Origin of the sequence: Gorillibacterium massiliense, from assembly GCF_000455485.1 — a bacterium.
Lineage (GTDB): Bacteria > Bacillota > Bacilli > Paenibacillales > NBRC-103111 > Gorillibacterium > Gorillibacterium massiliense.
The window spans coordinates 1-16,591 of sequence record NZ_CBQR020000005.1; the positions used below are offsets into that span (position 1 = coordinate 1).

General features: G+C 53.3%; 17 protein-coding genes and 1 pseudogene. 15 read left to right on the forward strand and 3 right to left on the reverse strand.

From position 1 onward, the window contains the following. The 4 genes from TJ79_RS00595 to dnaJ all read left to right on the forward strand — a co-directional run. The coding region (locus TJ79_RS00595; RefSeq protein WP_040948347.1) for a TCP-1/cpn60 chaperonin family protein at positions 1–471 on the forward strand (471 nt) is incomplete at its 5' end. 108 nt (positions 472–579) lie between these two features. Then, positions 580–1,185: a nucleotide exchange factor GrpE gene (gene grpE, locus TJ79_RS00600; RefSeq protein WP_040948348.1), complete on the forward strand. Its 606-nt coding sequence runs from the start codon at positions 580–582 to the stop codon at positions 1,183–1,185. A 63-nt stretch (positions 1,186–1,248) separates the two neighbouring features. Then, positions 1,249–3,096 (forward strand): molecular chaperone DnaK, encoded by a 1,848-nt coding sequence (gene dnaK, locus TJ79_RS00605; protein ID WP_040948349.1) that lies wholly within the window; start codon positions 1,249–1,251, stop codon positions 3,094–3,096. Between the two features lie 160 nt (positions 3,097–3,256). Continuing rightward, positions 3,257–4,384, forward strand: a complete 1,128-nt coding sequence (dnaJ, locus tag TJ79_RS00610) for a molecular chaperone DnaJ (protein WP_040948350.1) — start codon at positions 3,257–3,259, stop codon at positions 4,382–4,384. 84 nt (positions 4,385–4,468) lie between these two features. Here dnaJ and TJ79_RS00615 read toward each other — a convergent pair whose 3' ends face one another. Beyond that, entirely contained in the window at positions 4,469–5,554 is a 1,086-nt protein-coding gene (locus TJ79_RS00615; RefSeq protein ID WP_040948351.1) for an acyltransferase, read from the reverse strand. A 156-nt stretch (positions 5,555–5,710) separates the two neighbouring features. Here TJ79_RS00615 and TJ79_RS26430 point away from each other — a divergent pair, with 156 nt between their 5' ends. From TJ79_RS26430 to TJ79_RS00655, 9 genes are all read left to right on the forward strand, one after another. Further along, positions 5,711–5,878, forward strand: coding sequence for a YfhD family protein (locus tag TJ79_RS26430; RefSeq protein WP_081756610.1), 168 nt, complete (start codon positions 5,711–5,713; stop codon positions 5,876–5,878). Next, positions 5,868–6,158 (forward strand): hypothetical protein, encoded by a 291-nt coding sequence (locus TJ79_RS00620; RefSeq protein ID WP_040948352.1) that lies wholly within the window; start codon positions 5,868–5,870, stop codon positions 6,156–6,158. The genes TJ79_RS26430 and TJ79_RS00620 overlap by 11 nt, the downstream gene beginning before the upstream one ends. 94 nt (positions 6,159–6,252) lie before the next feature. Beyond that, on the forward strand, positions 6,253–6,738 hold the full coding sequence (locus TJ79_RS00625) for a DUF6803 family protein (protein ID WP_040948353.1): 486 nt from the start codon (positions 6,253–6,255) through the stop codon (positions 6,736–6,738). A gap of 149 nt (positions 6,739–6,887) precedes the next feature. Further along, on the forward strand, positions 6,888–7,856 hold the full coding sequence (gene prmA, locus TJ79_RS00630; RefSeq protein WP_040948362.1) for a 50S ribosomal protein L11 methyltransferase: 969 nt from the start codon (positions 6,888–6,890) through the stop codon (positions 7,854–7,856). 10 nt (positions 7,857–7,866) lie between these two features. Beyond that, the gene (locus tag TJ79_RS00635) at positions 7,867–8,541 is read left to right on the forward strand and encodes a site-2 protease family protein (RefSeq protein WP_040948354.1); all 675 of its coding nucleotides are present in this window, start codon (positions 7,867–7,869) and stop codon (positions 8,539–8,541) included. Continuing rightward, positions 8,538–9,563 carry a UDP-N-acetylmuramate dehydrogenase gene (locus TJ79_RS00640; protein ID WP_040948355.1) on the forward strand — a complete coding sequence of 342 codons (1,026 nt, stop codon included), beginning with the start codon at positions 8,538–8,540 and terminating at the stop codon, positions 9,561–9,563. Before TJ79_RS00635 ends, TJ79_RS00640 begins: the two co-directional genes overlap by 4 nt. Before the next feature lie 80 nt (positions 9,564–9,643). Continuing rightward, positions 9,644–10,405 (forward strand): 16S rRNA (uracil(1498)-N(3))-methyltransferase, encoded by a 762-nt coding sequence (locus tag TJ79_RS00645; RefSeq protein ID WP_040948356.1) that lies wholly within the window; start codon positions 9,644–9,646, stop codon positions 10,403–10,405. 5 nt (positions 10,406–10,410) lie between these two features. Beyond that, the gene (gene mtaB / locus TJ79_RS00650) at positions 10,411–11,736 is read left to right on the forward strand and encodes a tRNA (N(6)-L-threonylcarbamoyladenosine(37)-C(2))-methylthiotransferase MtaB (protein WP_040948363.1); all 1,326 of its coding nucleotides are present in this window, start codon (positions 10,411–10,413) and stop codon (positions 11,734–11,736) included. Positions 11,737–11,764: 28 nt separating this feature from the next. Further along, a complete protein-coding gene (locus TJ79_RS00655; protein ID WP_040948357.1) occupies positions 11,765–12,190 on the forward strand; it encodes an NUDIX hydrolase in 426 nt (141 codons plus the stop codon). Positions 12,191–12,383: 193 nt separating this feature from the next. On the opposite strand, the gene TJ79_RS00660 is transcribed toward TJ79_RS00655, so the two are convergent. Next, positions 12,384–13,331: a Na/Pi cotransporter family protein gene (locus TJ79_RS00660; RefSeq protein WP_040948358.1), complete on the reverse strand. Its 948-nt coding sequence runs from the start codon at positions 13,329–13,331 to the stop codon at positions 12,384–12,386. Positions 13,332–13,443: 112 nt separating this feature from the next. Here TJ79_RS00660 and TJ79_RS00665 point away from each other — a divergent pair, with 112 nt between their 5' ends. Then, positions 13,444–14,808 carry a class I SAM-dependent rRNA methyltransferase gene (locus tag TJ79_RS00665; RefSeq protein ID WP_040948359.1) on the forward strand — a complete coding sequence of 455 codons (1,365 nt, stop codon included), beginning with the start codon at positions 13,444–13,446 and terminating at the stop codon, positions 14,806–14,808. Positions 14,809–15,020: 212 nt separating this feature from the next. Here TJ79_RS00665 and TJ79_RS00670 read toward each other — a convergent pair whose 3' ends face one another. Continuing rightward, positions 15,021–15,827, reverse strand: a complete 807-nt coding sequence (locus tag TJ79_RS00670) for a metallophosphoesterase (protein WP_162162896.1) — start codon at positions 15,825–15,827, stop codon at positions 15,021–15,023. Between the two features lie 311 nt (positions 15,828–16,138). Here TJ79_RS00670 and TJ79_RS00675 point away from each other — a divergent pair. Beyond that, positions 16,139–16,591, forward strand: a pseudogene (locus TJ79_RS00675) (helicase-exonuclease AddAB subunit AddB); the annotation flags it as partial.

Below are 16,591 nucleotides of genomic sequence, written 5' to 3' on the forward strand. Positions count from 1 at the left end.
GCCAGCACCGGCGAGCTCGCCCACGAGCGGGCGCGCATCGCCACCGACGCGGCTGCGGCCTTGCAGGCGGCGGTGCGCAGCGGCTACGTAGCCGGCGGCGGCGCAGCTGAGGTGGCTGCCGCCCGGGAGCTGGACCGCCGGCGGGAAACCGTCCGCGGCATGGAAGCCTTCGGCATCGCCGCCGTGGCGGAAGCTCTGCGCAAGCCTCTGGCGCAAATCGTCATCAACTCCGGCTTCAATCCGCTGGAGAAGCTGGAGGAAGTGAAGGCAGCGCAAGCGTCCCGCGGCTCCGCATCGATCGGCATTGATTGTGACACAGGTGAATTGGCCGATATGCTGGAACTTGCAGTCATTGATCCTGCGGCTGTCAAACTTCATGCATTGCAGGCAGCTGGAGAAGTGGCGTCAGCCGTACTCCGTATCCATACCGTCATCAAGATGAAGATGTCCATGCCAACTGCGGATGAATAATCCATAAATAGAGCAACCCGAAAAGGGGTATACCCGTAGTAGACATACGTGCAGATTAGAAGCTCAAGCTAATGGACTAAGCAACTCGAATAAGGAGGTGAACCGTACATGACAGTAAAACCTAACGATGAAGAACGTGTTTCCTCCGCGATGGATCCGGATGATGCAACAGAAACGGCAAATTCTGCCGTAGACGAAAGCAGCCGGGAGCAGGCGGAGGATACTCCTAATAATGAGTCCGCAAAAGAAACAGCAGGTTCTGAGGCGGCTCAGATTGCAAGCCTGTTGAGTCAGCTTGCGGAAAGCCAGGACCGTTTTGCCAGAGGCCAAGCGGATTTCGATAATTTCCGCCGCAGAACCCGCCAGGAGAAAGAAGAGTTCGCCAAATACGCTTCGGCCAAATTGATCGAGCAATTGCTTCCGGTAATGGACAACTTTGAAAGGGCTGTTAGCGCAAGCCAGGAAACGAAAGATTTCGATTCCTTTTTCAAAGGCGTTGATATGATCGCGAGACAACTCACGCAAGTTCTGGAACAGGAAGGCTTGATCAAGATGGAAACCGTGGGCCAACCCTTCAATCCAGAGTATCACCAGGCTTTGATGCAGGTGGAATCCGAAGAGTATGAGGAAGGCACCATTGTTGAAGAATTGGTCAAAGGATACATGTTGAAGGATAAAGTGCTGCGGCCAGCCATGGTTAAAGTCAGCGGCTAAAGCCAGATAACTTACTACCATTCACAATTTCCGATAAAATCGGATAAGGAGGAAATCAGAAACATGGGCAAAGTCATCGGTATCGACCTTGGCACCACGAACTCTTGCGTTGCCGTTATGGAAGGCGGCGAAGCCGTCGTTATTCCTAACCCGGAAGGAAACCGCACGACTCCTTCCGTCGTCGGCTTCAAAAAGGACGGCGAACGCATCGTCGGCGAAAGCGCGAAACGCCAAGCCATCACCAACCCCGACCGTACGGTCGCTTCCATTAAGCGTCATATGGGGGAATCCCACCGCACCAGCATCGGAGACCAAAGCTACACCCCTCCGGAAATTTCCGCAATGATTTTGCAAAAACTGAAAGCCGATGCCGAAGCTTACCTCGGCACAACGGTTACCCAAGCGGTCATCACCGTTCCGGCTTACTTTAACGATAGCCAGCGTCAAGCCACCAAGGATGCCGGCAAAATCGCCGGTCTCGACGTGCTCCGGATCGTCAACGAACCGACGGCAGCTGCTCTCGCTTACGGTCTGGATAAGGACCAAGAAGAAACCATCCTCGTCTTCGACTTGGGCGGCGGTACCTTCGACGTATCCATTCTCGAGCTGGACAGCGGTACCTTCGAAGTCCGCGCCACCAGCGGCGACAACCACTTGGGCGGCGACGACTTCGACCAGAAGGTCATCGATTACTTGGCTGCCGAATTCAAAAAAGAACAAGGTATCGATTTGACGAAAGATAAAGCGGCCGTCCAACGCTTGAAGGATGCAGCGGAAAAAGCGAAGAAAGAGTTGTCCGGTGTGCTCACCACGACGATCTCTCTGCCTTTCATTACCATGGTAGACGGTGTGCCGCAGCACTTGGAAATGAACCTGACCCGCGCCAAGTTCGATGAACTGACTGCCGATCTCGTTGAGCGCACCTTGGGCCCGACCCGTCAAGCCTTGAGCGACGCTGGCCTTTCCGCCAGCCAAATCGACAAAGTCGTTCTCGTCGGCGGTTCGACGCGGATTCCTGCCGTACAAGATGCCGTTAAGCGTCTCATCAACAAAGACCCACACAAAGGCGTTAACCCGGATGAAGTCGTTGCCTTGGGCGCAGCTATCCAAGCCGGCGTACTGACTGGCGACGTAAAGGACATCCTGTTGCTGGATGTTACACCGCTGTCTCTCGGCATTGAAACCGCTGGTGGCGTGTTCACGAGAATGATCGAACGCAATACGACCATTCCGACCAGCAAATCGCAAATTTTCAGCACCTATGCAGACAGCCAGACCAGCGTGGAAATTCACGTCTTGCAAGGTGAGCGGCAGATGGCTTCCGGTAATAAAACCTTGGGCCGCTTCATGCTGGGTGATATTCCTCCGGCTCCCCGGGGCATTCCGCAAATCGAAGTTACCTTCAATATCGATGCCAACGGCATCGTAAACGTATCCGCTTTGGATAAAGGCACCGGCAAGAGCCAAAACATCACCATCACCTCCTCCGGCGGCTTGTCCGACGAAGAGATCGACCGGATGATGAAGGACGCCGAGGCTCACGCCGAGGAAGACAAGAAGCGCAAGGAAGAAGTAGAAATTCGCAACGGCGCTGACCAACTGGTATATACCGTCGACAAGACGATCAAGGATCTGGGCGACAAAGTGGACGCCGCTGAAATCGATAAAGCCAACGCCAAGAAGGAAGAATTGAAGAAAGCACTGGAAGGCAGCGATATTGAAGCCATCAAGAAAGCTTCCGATGAACTGACCGAAGTGGTGCAGCAGCTTTCCACGAAGCTTTACGAGCAAGCTACGCAAGCTCAACAAGCAGCTCAAGGTGGCGCCGAAGACCCGCAGCAAGGCAACCCGGGACGTGACAACGTCGTGGATGCCGACTATACGGTCGTAGACGAAGACGACAAGAAATAAGAAAACACCGCAATGGAATAGAAAGGAATAAGTCAAAGCCGCTAAAGTCGACTTTGACTTTCCTTGCTTCTGTGAAACGTTCTGATTATAATCGGCCTTATCGGCGCTATAAACGCGGGATATACGGCTTATCATATGGGCTTTGGGAGTTGGTGAGAGTTTGAGCAAGCGGGATTATTACGAGGTGCTGGGCGTCGAGAAGAACGCTTCGCCGGATGAGATCAAGAAGGCGTTCCGCAAGATGGCGCGGCAATACCATCCGGACGTCAATAAAGAAGCGGGCGCCGAAGATAAATTTAAGGAAGTCAACGCTGCCTATGAAGTGCTGAGCGACGATCAGAAGCGCGCCGCTTACGACCGTTACGGCCATGCGGACCCCAGCCAAGGGATGGGCGGCATGGGTGGCATGGGCGGAGCCGACTTCGGCGGCTTCGGCGATATTTTCGATATGTTTTTCGGCGGTGGAGGCGGTGGCCGGCGCAATCCGAATGCCCCTCAACGAGGCAATGATTTGCAATACTCCATGACTATCGAGTTTAAGGAAGCGGTTTTCGGCAAGGAGACGGATATTACCATCCCCCGCACGGAAACCTGCTCTACCTGCCACGGCAACGGCGCTAAACCGGGTACGAAGCCGGAAACCTGCTCCGTCTGCAAAGGCACCGGACAACAGGAAGTCATTCAAAATACCGCTTTCGGCCGCATCGTCAACCGCCGGGTCTGCAACAACTGCAACGGCCAAGGGCAGATCATCAAGGAAAAATGCGGCGAGTGCCACGGCTCCGGCAAGGTGCGCACTCAGCGTAAGATTCATGTGAAAATCCCGGCTGGCGTCGATGAAGGCGCCCAACTGCGGGTAAGCGGTGAAGGAGAAGCGGGAAGCAAGGGCGGACCTCCAGGAGATCTGTATATCGTCATTCGCGTGAAGGCTCATGAGTTCTTCGAGCGGGAAGGCGACGATATCTACTGTGAAGTGCCTATTACCTTTGCTCAAGCTGCTTTGGGGGACGAAATCGAAATCCCGACCTTGACGGAAAAAGTGAAGCTGAAAATTCCGGCTGGTACCCAGACGGATACCCATTTCCGCCTGAAAGGTAAAGGGGTTCCCAGAATTCGCGGTTACGGCCAAGGGGATCAGCATGTGAAGGTTGTTGTCGTCACTCCAACTTCTTTAAGCGATCAGCAAAAGGATCTGCTGAGGGATTTTGCCGGTCTTAGCGGTGAGCAAACCCATGAGCAGTCCCGCAGCTTTTTTGACCGGATGAAACGAGCGTTTATGGGAGATTAAACTCGGATAGCCTTACAATGAAAGACCGCTTCCTCTCAAGCCTTATGGGCTGGGAGGAAGCGGTCTTTTTCTTAACGAAGCGTCTCAAGCTGTTACGCCTGCGCCGGTCTTGCGCACCTGCCGGCGATTTTTCCACAGGGTCGAAACCTTGCGGTATAGGTAAACGGCGATCCAGGACGCTCCCATTAGCCACAGGTACAGCACGACGGTCCGCGCCAGATAGAGAACAGGGCTTCCAGGCTCGGCGATGAGCTTGCCGAATGCCGTTTGAAACAAAGGGTGAATCAAATAAATGCCGAAGGAGAATTTGCCGATGGAATCGAGAACCCGGCGCAATCGGGGCAGTCGCTTTTCCAGATGCAGGCCTACGGACATGAACAGAAGGCTGCACAACAACCCATAGCAGCGTGACAACGTGTCACTGACAATTGGCTTCAGTTGGCCCGGCAAATAAATATAGTGATAGGAAAGATAGACTCCAAGGCAAGCCGCTGCTAGCAGCAGCGCGATCATGCCCATTCGCTTTTCCAAAAAGACCTTCAGCCTGCCGTAATACAACCCGGCATATCCGCCGAGGAAAAAGTAAATACAGTAGTTGATCCAGTAAACGTGAGCGCCCGACTCGTACTGCACATTGTACTGACGGTAAAGAAAAGCCGCTTGAACCAGCACGATGAACACCGGGAAAAACCAAGCTTTAAGACGGGGCCAGCGCGTCAGTACGGTCATGATAAACGGGAAGATCAGGTACATTTGAAACAAAATGATCATGAAATACAGATGATAGGAGGCATGGCCGACTTTTAGCTGGTCCCAAAAAGCCGATAGGTTGAAGTAATAGTCGTAAAAGAGCCTGCCGTAGACGATATGATAGAGCAGGCTGATCAGCAGATAGGGGACAAAGACCCCTTTCAGCCTTTTGCGATAAAAGGTGCCGATGCTCCGCGCGCTCCAATTTTGTTCGTAATTGTAAAAGAGAACGAGTCCCGAAACGAAGAGAAAAACCGGTACGGAAAACATCGCCAGATCATTCAGCCACTTCATCAATTGCTGGAGCAGACTGTCCGCCGTACCGGCCATCGTGCCGTTCGCCGTGGAGTGAATCATCAGCACCCCGAGAATGGCAAAGGCGCGGACGCGGTCCAACTCGACAATTTTTGCTTTTTTCACCTTGCACCTTCGCTTTCTATGAAAATCGGTTAATAGTTTCCTTTACCCATTATAGCGGTCGCAGGTCATCTGTAAATGCTTTGTAAACGATCTGCATAGGCTCATTGCCCCCGGTGCATCCTATTCGGTAGCTTTTTGAAGAAAGGAGAAGAACGCATGGTGAAGAAACAGAACAAGACAAATCCATTCAAAGACCTGCCGGTAGCCTACGGCGAGGATGTGGAATTTTCTCGGGATGCTGCGGATGAAGATGATCTGGAAGCGCTGGAAAGGGCTGATGCGGCGGATCATCGGGCGGAAGAAGGACTGAATCGTGGAGAGTAGAACCCTAACCGCCCACTTTGCCGACCGGCGGCAAGCCGGCGCGGCGGCCTCCCGTTTGCAGGCTCTCCGGGCCCAGGATGTCCATGTTAGCGAGTCGGTTCATTCGTCAGAGGCATACACATCCGGTCTGCAAACCAATGGAGAATGGCATGCGCCGGGTTCCAGCGATATCCTGCCGGGCTCTACCCTTGCGGAGGACTACCTTTTGTCGGCTGTCGTTCAGGCGGATATTCACCATAAAGCGCTGCGCATCGTGGAGGATAACGGCGGCTGGATTTGATGGTTTCCGCAGGTCTGCCGCTTCATACTTTCCACATCTTTTTTTCGTATGATTGGCTCTGCCACTATTTTATGGATGTTGGGAGAGCCAATCGATGAATATGACGCACTACATGTCCCTGCTAGCGGACAACCAGCCATGGAACCTGATTCTGTTCATGGCCATCCCGGTGATTTTTGCCGAGACGATTACGGTAACCGAATTTGTTATCCTTTTTACCAAAAAGCTTCACGGCAACTTGAGAGCGTTCAACCGGATTTGCAGCATTCTCGCCGGCTTGTATTTTACAGGCATCTTTCTCTACCTCTTTCCCACTGCCTACATCCCGCTTACCGTAAACGGCGAATGGCACACATGGGTGGATGTTGTGGCCGTAACCTTTTACCTTAGCGGCGTATTCTTTCTCCTGCCCCTGGCGCTTCTCGACCTTGGCCTGATCGGCAAAAAGCGCTCGGAGGAGGAAAGGCTGAAGCTACACTTTATCCTGGTCAGCGGCTTCCTCGTCGTAGCCCATATCGCCATGATTTTTGGCATGGTGAATCCCGAGATTGTCGGCGGCATGTCCGGCATGCATATGTAATGGTTCAGGATTAAGCCTTCGGATCTCACGGTCCGGAGTCTTTTTTTTGCCCCGCTGCCACACCTAGTGTAAAATAGATGAGATAACCGTCAATTGCAGGCTGCATGCCGGAAGCTTCGGATGCAGCCGTTACTTATGAGGAGGCTGCCATGCGCTGGCACGAAATAACGGTACATACGACTGAGGAAGCAGTCGAAATGATTTCCAACTTTATGCATGAACAAGGATCGGGCGGAGTTTCCATTGAGGAGTCCGGCAGTTTGAACCGGAAGCGGGATACCCCCTATGGAGAGTGGTTTGATCTGCCGTTGAATGATATTCCCGAAGGCCGGGTCATTATGAAGTCCTACTATGCCGTAGGAACGGATATGGAGGCCATTCACACCAACCTGGAACGGTTCATGGAGAACCTGGAAAGTTTTGAAATCGATACGGGACACCCGGAAATCTCCTTGAAGGATGTAGACGACGAGGAATGGGCGGATGCTTGGAAGCAATATTTTAAACCGGTGCGCATTACGGAACGGCTTACGGTCAAACCCTCCTGGGAGGAGTATGAAGCGTCGCCCGGAGAGCTGATTTTGGAGCTGGACCCCGGGATGGCATTCGGCACCGGCACCCATGCTACCACCTCTCTTTGCTTGCAAACTCTGGAGCGCGTCGTAAAACCCGGCGACGATGTCATTGACGTCGGAACAGGTTCAGGGATCTTGTCCGTCGCTGCCGCCATGTTGGGAGCCAGGCATGTGTTAGCTCTTGATCTCGATCCCGTGGCTGTATCCAGCGCTAAAGAAAACGCGGAGTTGAACGGCTTGAGCGAGCAAATCACGGTGCAGCTTAGCGATCTGCTGGGTGTGCTGCAAAACAAGTCGGAGGATCAGGCGTTGGGGGTTCATTTGCCCGTACAAGTGGTAGTCGCCAACATTTTGGCCGAGATCATCATGCTGTTTACGGACGACGTGTATCAAGCTCTGCAGCCGGGAGGCAAATATATCACTTCCGGTATTATCAAAATGAAGGAAAACGCTGTGGCGGAGGCACTGGAGAAGTCCGGATTTATTGTACGCGACCGGTATTACGATCAGGATTGGGTGGCCTTGGTCGCAGAGAAGGAGTAGGTGAACGAAAATGCTTACCGGCGGATTATTAAACCATTGGGAAAACATTCCTTTCATACTGGTTGTTCTGCTCATTGCTTTTGCTTGTCATGAATTCGCACACGCCTATGCCGCCGACAAATTCGGCGATCCTACCCCTCGCTCTATGGGGAGAGTTACTTTAAACCCAATGGTGCATCTGGACCTGTTTGGTACCATTCTCATTCTGCTCGTGGGTTTTGGTTGGGCAAAGCCGGTGCTGGTGAATCCGAATTATTTCAAAAAACCGCGGCTCATGGGTATCGTCGTATCCGTTGTCGGCCCTTTGGCGAATCTGATTCTAGCTTTTATCGGCGTCATGCTCTTTTTCGGTTTTGGCGCATTAGGGCTTTACGACGGTCTGCCGGCTTGGGGCGCCGATGCGATCAGCGTGTTTTATCAGGCTTTGATTCATTTCAATTTGCTGCTCTTTCTGTTTAATCTATTGCCCTTGCCGCCGCTGGACGGTTACCGGATCTTGAATTACTTTTTGCCGATGCGGGCAAGACTTGCTTTGCAGGGCGTCGAGCAGTGGTTTATTTTCATCTTCATGATCCTTGTGTTTTTCCCGGTGTTGAACAATAATACGCTGGGCCGGGTTTTTTCGCTGATCGATCCCATTTGGGATGGCATGGCGAGCTTCGCCCGCACGGTGTACGGCCTATGAACAAGAACGAGATTTTTGCTACTCGGGTTTCCCGCAATGTCCCGTTGTCGCAGCATTCTTCTTATGAGATAGGAGGGAATGCTCCCTATTTCGCCCAACCGGAAACCCCCGAAGAGCTTCAGCAGCTGCTGGCGGCTTGCAAGGAACGTGATCTCCAGCCCTTCCTTTTCGGGATGGGAACGAATCTGCTGTTTCCCGATCAGCCCGGTGACAACACCCTTTATATCACCTTGAAAAAAATCGATCAATGCCGCTTGTCCGACGGCAATCGTCTTTTCGTAGGCGCTGGGATGCCTTTGTCGCTCCTGGCTTTGTCCGGATATCAAGCAGGCATTCCTGACTACGAGTTTACTCATCTGCTTCCCGGGACTCTCGGGGCTGGTGTATACATCAATGCCAAATATGGCGAAGGCCAGATGAACCGGATTTTGCATACGGTCTATTATCTGGATATGAGCGAAGCTGATCCGGAAGTGAGGTCATTGCCCGCAGAGGAATGCGGATTTGCCTATAAAACCTCAGTCTTCCAACAGCATCCTTGGTTGATTGTCGGCACGGAGCTGGCGGCAACCGGGAAAGATCAGACGGTATTTGCAGAGCTTTCGGATATGCTGGTTCGTTGGCGAAAATGGGGCGGAGGTTCCGCTCTCCCTTCTTTCTATGACTTCATTATGGAAGAAGTCCGGGAGCTGACGAAGAACGGCCAATCGCTGCCAAAGCGTATGGAAGACATTCATCAATACAGGGTGGCAAAAAAACATTTCGAATTCCCGTCCTGCGGCTCGGTCTTCAAAAACAATTACGATTTTGGGCGGCCGGTAGGCGCTTTAGTGGATGAGTTGGAGCTGAAGGGGCTTGCCTATGGCGGCGCGGTAATCTCCCCCTATCACGGGAATATGATACTCAACGTCAACCATGCGGCGGCGGCGGATGTGCTTTATTTGATCCGGCAAGTGCAGGATGCGGTGAACAAGTCGTATGGGTTTGTCCCCGAACCGGAAGTAGGGATTGTTTCCACCTGACGGCGGCATTCTCTGTCAAATGCCGGATAGGCTAGTTTTCAGCAAAGAAAAACGATAAGATGGAGGGCGGACGCGTTCCCATGCAGCGATATTTCATACCGGAGAGCCAGTTTGGCGCAGACCGGGTTCTTATTACAGGAGACGACGCTCATCATCTGCTCAGGGTCATGCGGGCGGAGTCTGGAGATGAAGTGATTGTTAGCGACGGCAAAGGGAAAGACGCCCTTGTCCGCATTACGGTCATAGGCAAGAATGAGGCGGAAGGGGAAATTGTCGACGCTCTTCCCGTATCGGGGGAGCCTGCCGTTGACGTTTGGGTTGCCCAAAGCCTGCCCAAAGGCGATAAGCTGGAAACCGTCATCCAGAAGGGGACGGAGGTCGGTGCTCTGCGCTTTTTACCGTTTTTGTCGGAGCGGACGGTGGTCCAATACGACGAGAAAAAAGAAGCGAAGCGGCTTGACCGTTGGCGAGAAATCGCCAAGGAAGCGGCGGAGCAGGCCCATCGCAGCGTCATTCCCGAAGTGGAGGCGCCTTTGTCCTGGAAGGAATTGCTCAAGCTCATCCCCGAAACCGATCTGGCGCTGATCTGCTACGAGAAGGAGTCCGGTCAGCAGCTTCGGGCAGTGATGAGCGGGACAAAGGAGCGGTTATCCGGAAAAGGAAAGCCGCGCATTCTCATCGCAATTGGGCCTGAAGGCGGATTTACCGAGAAGGAAGTAGCCGAGGCGGAAGCGGCGGGATGCCGTTCCGTAGGACTGGGCTCGAGAATTTTACGCACGGAGACAGCCGCACTTGTCGCCCTAGCTTGCATATTATACGAATTTGGAGAAATGGGAGGGTGATCCCCGTGCCTACCGTGGCATTTCAAACCCTTGGCTGTAAAGTGAATTTTTACGAAACCGAGGGCATCTGGCAGCTTTTTAAAAACGAAGGCTACCGGCAGGTGGATTTTGAATCCGCCGCCGACGTATATGTCATTAATACTTGTACGGTAACGAACACCGGCGACCGGAAAAGCCGTCAGGTTATCCGCCGTGCCGTCCGCAGAAATCCGGACGCCATCGTCGCCGTAACGGGCTGCTATGCTCAGACGGCCCCCGCCGAAGTAGCGGCGATTCCCGGAGTGGACATCGTGATCGGAACACAGGACCGGGATAAAATCATGCCCCTTGTCCGGCAGTACCAGCAGGAGCGGCAGCCGATCAACGTCGTCCGCAACATCATGAAGACCCGGGAGTTTGAAGAACTGAACGTGCCGGGCTTCGCCGACCGTACCCGAGGATTTTTGAAGATACAGGAGGGCTGCAACAACTTTTGCACCTTCTGCATCATTCCTTGGTCCCGCGGCCTTCTACGTAGCCGCAAACCGGAAAGCGTCATGCAGCAAGCCCGCCAACTGGTAGACGCAGGTTATCAGGAGATCGTGCTCACGGGCATTCATACCGGAGGGTATGGCGAGGATCTGGACAACTACCGTCTGGCCCAGCTCTTGCAAGAACTGGACAGCATCGACGGGTTACAGCGTATCCGCATTAGTTCCATTGAAGCGAGTCAAATAACCGACGACGTTTTGGACGTGCTGAGAAGCTCAAACAAAATGTGCCGCCACTTCCATGTTCCCTTGCAAGCCGGGGATAACGATGTGCTGAAGCGGATGCGGCGGAAATATACGACGGAGGAGTTCGGCGAAAAGATCGAGAAGATTCACGCGATCTTCCCGGATGTGGCGATTACCACTGACGTTATTGTCGGGTTCCCCGGTGAAACCGAGGAAATGTTCGAGAACGGATACCGGTTCATGGAACGGATGGAATTTTCCGAGATGCACGTTTTCCCCTATTCCCAGCGGACAGGGACACCAGCCGCCAGAATGGAGGAGCAGGTGGACGAGGACGTGAAGAACCGGCGGGTTGAACAGGCGATCAAGCTGTCTGAACGGATGCAGCTCGCCTATGCCGAGAAGTTTGTCGGCCAGGTGCTGGATGTCATCCCGGAAGGACGTTGGAAGGAAGACGGTACCGGCGAGCTTATTCACGGGTATACCGATAATTATTTAAACCTCGTTTTCCCCGGCAGCGAAGACTTGCGCGGTAAGCTGGTTCGGGTCAAAGTGGAGAAAGCTGGGGTTCCCGCTTCTCAAGGCGTCATGGCGCGGGTACTCGCGACTTCTTGATCATGCGAATCGAAAGGGTGAAGGATGGATGAAAGTTATTTCGGCAGGCGGCGTCGTTTACCGGAAAAATGGTACGGCGCTGGAGATTCAATTAATCCGCGACCGATTCGGCAAAATGACATTGGCGAAGGGGAAGATGGAGCCGGGAGAAACGGTGGAAGAAACCGCTCTGCGTGAAATCGCCGAGGAAACCGGGATTATCGGCCGAATTATCAAGCCGCTGTCCATCGTGTCATACGTGGATCACGTAAACGGACCGGAGCCCATCGACAAGGAAGCTCACTACTATTTAGTGGAAGCCACAGGCGGAGTGATGAAAGCTCAAATCGAAGAGATTGACGGTGTCGGTTGGTATCCGCCAATGGAAGCATTGAAGCTGCAGCAGGAGTCAGGTTATGGGAACAATGACGGCGTCGTTCAGCAGGCATTAACTGAATTGGGAATACATTCCTAATTGAAAAGCGTTTTCAGATGCATTCGCCTCTTGGGCGGATGCATTTTTTCGGCACAATCTCAGCTTGTGGCGGTAATCATAGGCAAAATGGAGGGCGTTTATGCGATTGGGCATCAGGGCCGGCAAGCTATACCGAGGAGATTTTGGCTACGGTGCAAATTTCCACCGATCAAATGGGCGGGACAGCGGCGCTTTAACCGGCCTTTGTCTTCCGCAGGGATGGAAGATAACAGACCGGAAGCGCAACCAGGGAACAGGCGATGTTGAAGATCGTCTGGGCTCTGGCTATTTGCGCTGCAGGGTCATCGCTTAGGATTGCGGAGATGCTGGCGAGTGCGGGGATGAGCGGATAAAAGACGGCAGCGCCGCCGACGTTCAACAGAATATGGGTCATGGCCACTTGAAAGCCGATGCGGCTGCCGCCGATGCTGGCAAGGAGAGCGGTCACACAGGTACCGACATTGGCCCCGAGAATGACCGCGATGCTCAGCTCCGGGGGGAAGACGCCGGCAGTGGTCAGTCCCATGGCCATGCCGATCACCGCAGCACTGCTGTGGACCAGAGCCGTGACAGCGGCACCGGCCAGGATGCCCCAAAGCCTGCTCTCCTGGGACTGCCGGACAAGCCATGCGAATACGCCCCGTTCCCGCAGCTCGGGGATGAGGCTGTGCATGATGTCCATACCCAGCAGGATGCAGGCGAAGCCGGCGACGGCGAGGGCGGCATAGCTAAACCGCCGTGCACCCCTGATCCGGTCCGGCAGTAAACGGCCGATAAGCCAGGCTGCTGCGGAAGTGAGCAATAAAGGCAGAGCGGCACGGTTCAGTTCAAGGCCAAGGAGCTCTGTCGTCAGGCAGGTACCGATATTCGCTCCGAGGATGACGCCGAGGGTTTGGGAAAACCGCAGCAATCCGGCGTTGGCAAGTCCGATGGTAATTACGGTGACCGCCGTGCTGCTCTGAAGGGCGGCGGTCATCACGGCGGATGCAGCCATGCCTCGGGCTGGAGTGCGGGTGAAACGTCCGAGGATGAGAGGAAGGCCGTTTCCCGCTGCCTTTTGCAGGGCGATTTCCATTACCTTCATGCCGAATAAGAAAAGGACGAACCCCATGGCAAGGGGCAGGATAATCGATTGCAGCAAAGGGCTCCATCGCCTTTCTCAAGGAATTTGTGAATATACGGAATAACCTGTACTATTTATATGACAAGCCTGAAAACGGAATGCCGATAAAGGAAATGATAGGAGTGTAACGATGGCGGCTGTATATCTACTTAAGAACCGCAAGAAACGCGTGGAGCAAGGGCACCCGTGGATTTTTCAAAATGAGGTGGAACGGGTGGAGGGAGAGCCAGCGCCTGGCTCGGTTTTGCCTATTTACAACCACCTTGGCCAATATGTAGCCTCAGGATATTACAATCCCAAATCGCAGATCGTCGTGCGTGTCGTCAGTACCCAGCCGCTAACTGCGATGGATCGGGATTCTTTCATCGCGCGGTTTCGAGAGTGCAAATCTCACCGCTCGCGCTTTCTGCCGGATGCCGACGCCTGCCGGATGGTTTACGGCGAGGCTGATTTTCTACCCGGTCTGATTGTAGACAAATTCGCCGATGTACTGGTAGTGCAGCTGCTCACCTTGGGCATGGACGTATGCCGCGAGGCAATCGCCGAGGCGCTTAAAGAGGTGTTCCAGCCTGCCGCCATTTATGAACGGAGCGACGTTCCCGTGCGGGAACGAGAAGGATTGGAAATGAGGAAAGGGCCGATATTCGGCGAGTGCCCAGATCGGGTGCAGATCACGGAAAACGGACTCCGCATCGTAGTGGATGTCCGCGAAGGTCAGAAGACCGGCTATTTCTTCGACCAGCGGGAAAACCGCGCGGCGATAAAGCCTCTGATGCTGGGTTGGGGAACGAGAAGCGGCATTCATCTGGAAGAAAGGGAAGAAGACGGAGAACTTCGGCATGTGCCGGTCAACGCAAACGGCAAAGAGGTAACCTTTCCTTATTGGGATGGGGCCAACGTGCTGGAATGCTTCTCCCATACCGGCAGCTTCACCTTGAATGCGTGCAAATACGGCGCTAAAAAGGTCACCTGTCTCGACATTTCGGAACACGCCGTGGAGAGCGCCAAGCGCAATGTGGAGTTGAACGGTTTTCAAGACCGGGTGGAATTCGTCGTCGCCGACGCTTTCGATTACTTGCGGACGCAAGTGAAGGGCGTTGAAGAGCGGAAACTGAGAGGAACGGCGGCGGAGAAAAAAGTGGACACCTCCAAACCGCTTACGCCAGGGGGCCGGACATGGGATGTCGTCATCCTCGACCCGCCGGCCTTCGCCAAAAGCCGCAGCGCCGTGGAAGGCGCTTGCCGCGGCTACAAGGACATCAACCTGCACGGGATGAAGCTGGTCAACGAAGGCGGATATCTGGTGACGGCAAGCTGCTCCTTCCACGTTTCTCCAGAACGTTTTCTCGATACCATCCACGAAGCGGCGGCGGATGCGGGCAAAGTGCTCCGGCTGCTTGATTTTCGGGCGGCGGGCAAGGACCATCCACGGATACTCGGAGTGGACGAAGGCAACTATTTGAAGTTTGCTATTTTCGAAGTCCGTTCCCGTTAAATTCTGCTTTTGACAAAGCGCCCGAATAGATTCAGTCAAATCCCAAAAAAACTTATTTGTATGGCGGATCAAGTCCGATAAACATCCATCCTCATTTTAAAAAGCGCCTTGCAGTAAAACTGCAAAGCGCTTTTATTTTAATTTCCTCAAAGGGAGTTGTATCGTATACCGCAAATGACTCCTGCAAATGGCTGCCGGAGCATCGAGAAATTTTATACATCAAGAATGATAAGTGACTTTTCCAACTCTCTTCGGAATACGTCCGCATGTCGTTCTCCTATATAACCGAGCGGCGTGCATATGATCTTTTTTTGATGGTATTCCGTAATGCCATGCCGATCATGGGTATGTCCGAAGATGACGCAGGTTATGTTCTTGTAATCATCAAGCAGATTGCCCAGCTTCGCGGAGCCCATGAATGCATTGCAGGTATCCCAATCGATATATTCATTGCCGGTTGGGACAAAGCTTGAATAGGGAATGAAATGGGTGGCGAAGATGACTTTCCGATCCTTATGCATTTGAAGTTGGCGCTCGATTTTTTGCAGCATGATGTCCGTAAGGCAGAGATCGTCGCAAGCCCAGTTCGTATATTTGTTGTCTCCCCAATCCGTCAGCATTTCATCGATGTCTTCCTTTGAAGCGTGTTTGGCGGCGAGGGTATAATCGTACCAGCCCATATCCCCGATGATGACAAGATCGTCGGTCAAAACATAAGGGTTGCCGATGAGTGAGGAAGGATGCTGCGCAAACTGGAGATAGCTGTCCCAAGAGCTTTCTTCCGGCTTTACCCATACGTCATGATTGCCTGGAATGAACAGTACTTTGACGTCGATCTGCCGCTCAATCGCATCCAGCATAGAGAGGGATGAGGTGACATGATCGCTTATATCTCCCGCAATGACAAGGATGTCAAACTGTTTTTCCTGCAAGAAAGCGATGAAGACCGGAAGCAGGTTTTCATCGACGTATTTGGAGTTCATATCAAGATGAAGATCGCTTATAATCGCTATTTTCATGGGCATTCCCTTTAATTGTGTTATGTGATCTTCCAATATTATACGCGCTGAGGTTGTCCAATTGAAATCTTAAATACCTGGAGCTTGCATAAAGCGAAAGAAAAGCCCGCGGCATTAATGGAGCGAGGGCTCGCCCGTTGTCACCAAAGACGGCGGGTCTTTCTTTGTTTTGGATAGATTTTGATAGGAACATTTGCTCTTATGATACGCCCGTTACGCATGGTTCTGTGCTAGAATAAGAGAAAACATGTCTAATTTTGAAAGATCAAATAGAGAAGATCGGCTGTAGATAAAACAAGGAGGTGCCCCTTTTGGCGCTGCAATTTGTGATAGGCAGGGCGGGAAGCGGCAAAACCGTGCGGGTGCTGGATGATATCGGCAGCCGGATCACGGAGGACCCGGAAGGAACGCCCCTGGTTTTGCTGGTACCGGAGCAGGCGACCTTTGAAGCGGAGCAGTCTTTGGCCGGCCGCTCCAGAACGGCGGGGTTCATGCGCGCTCAAGTGTATAGCTTCCGCAGGTTAGCCTGGAAAGTGATGCAGATGACAGGGGGAACGGCAGGTGTTCCCGTCAGCGATCTGGGCAAGGCGATGCTGCTGCAAAAGCTGCTTCACAAGCACGAGACGAGCTTGAAGCTGTTCGGCCAAGGAGCGGACAAGCCGGGGGTAGCCAGCACGTTGAACGGGCTGTTCAAGGACTTGCGCAAAGGCTGCATCGCTCCAGAAGATATGCGTCAGCAAGGCCAAGGGAGCGTGCCCAACCGG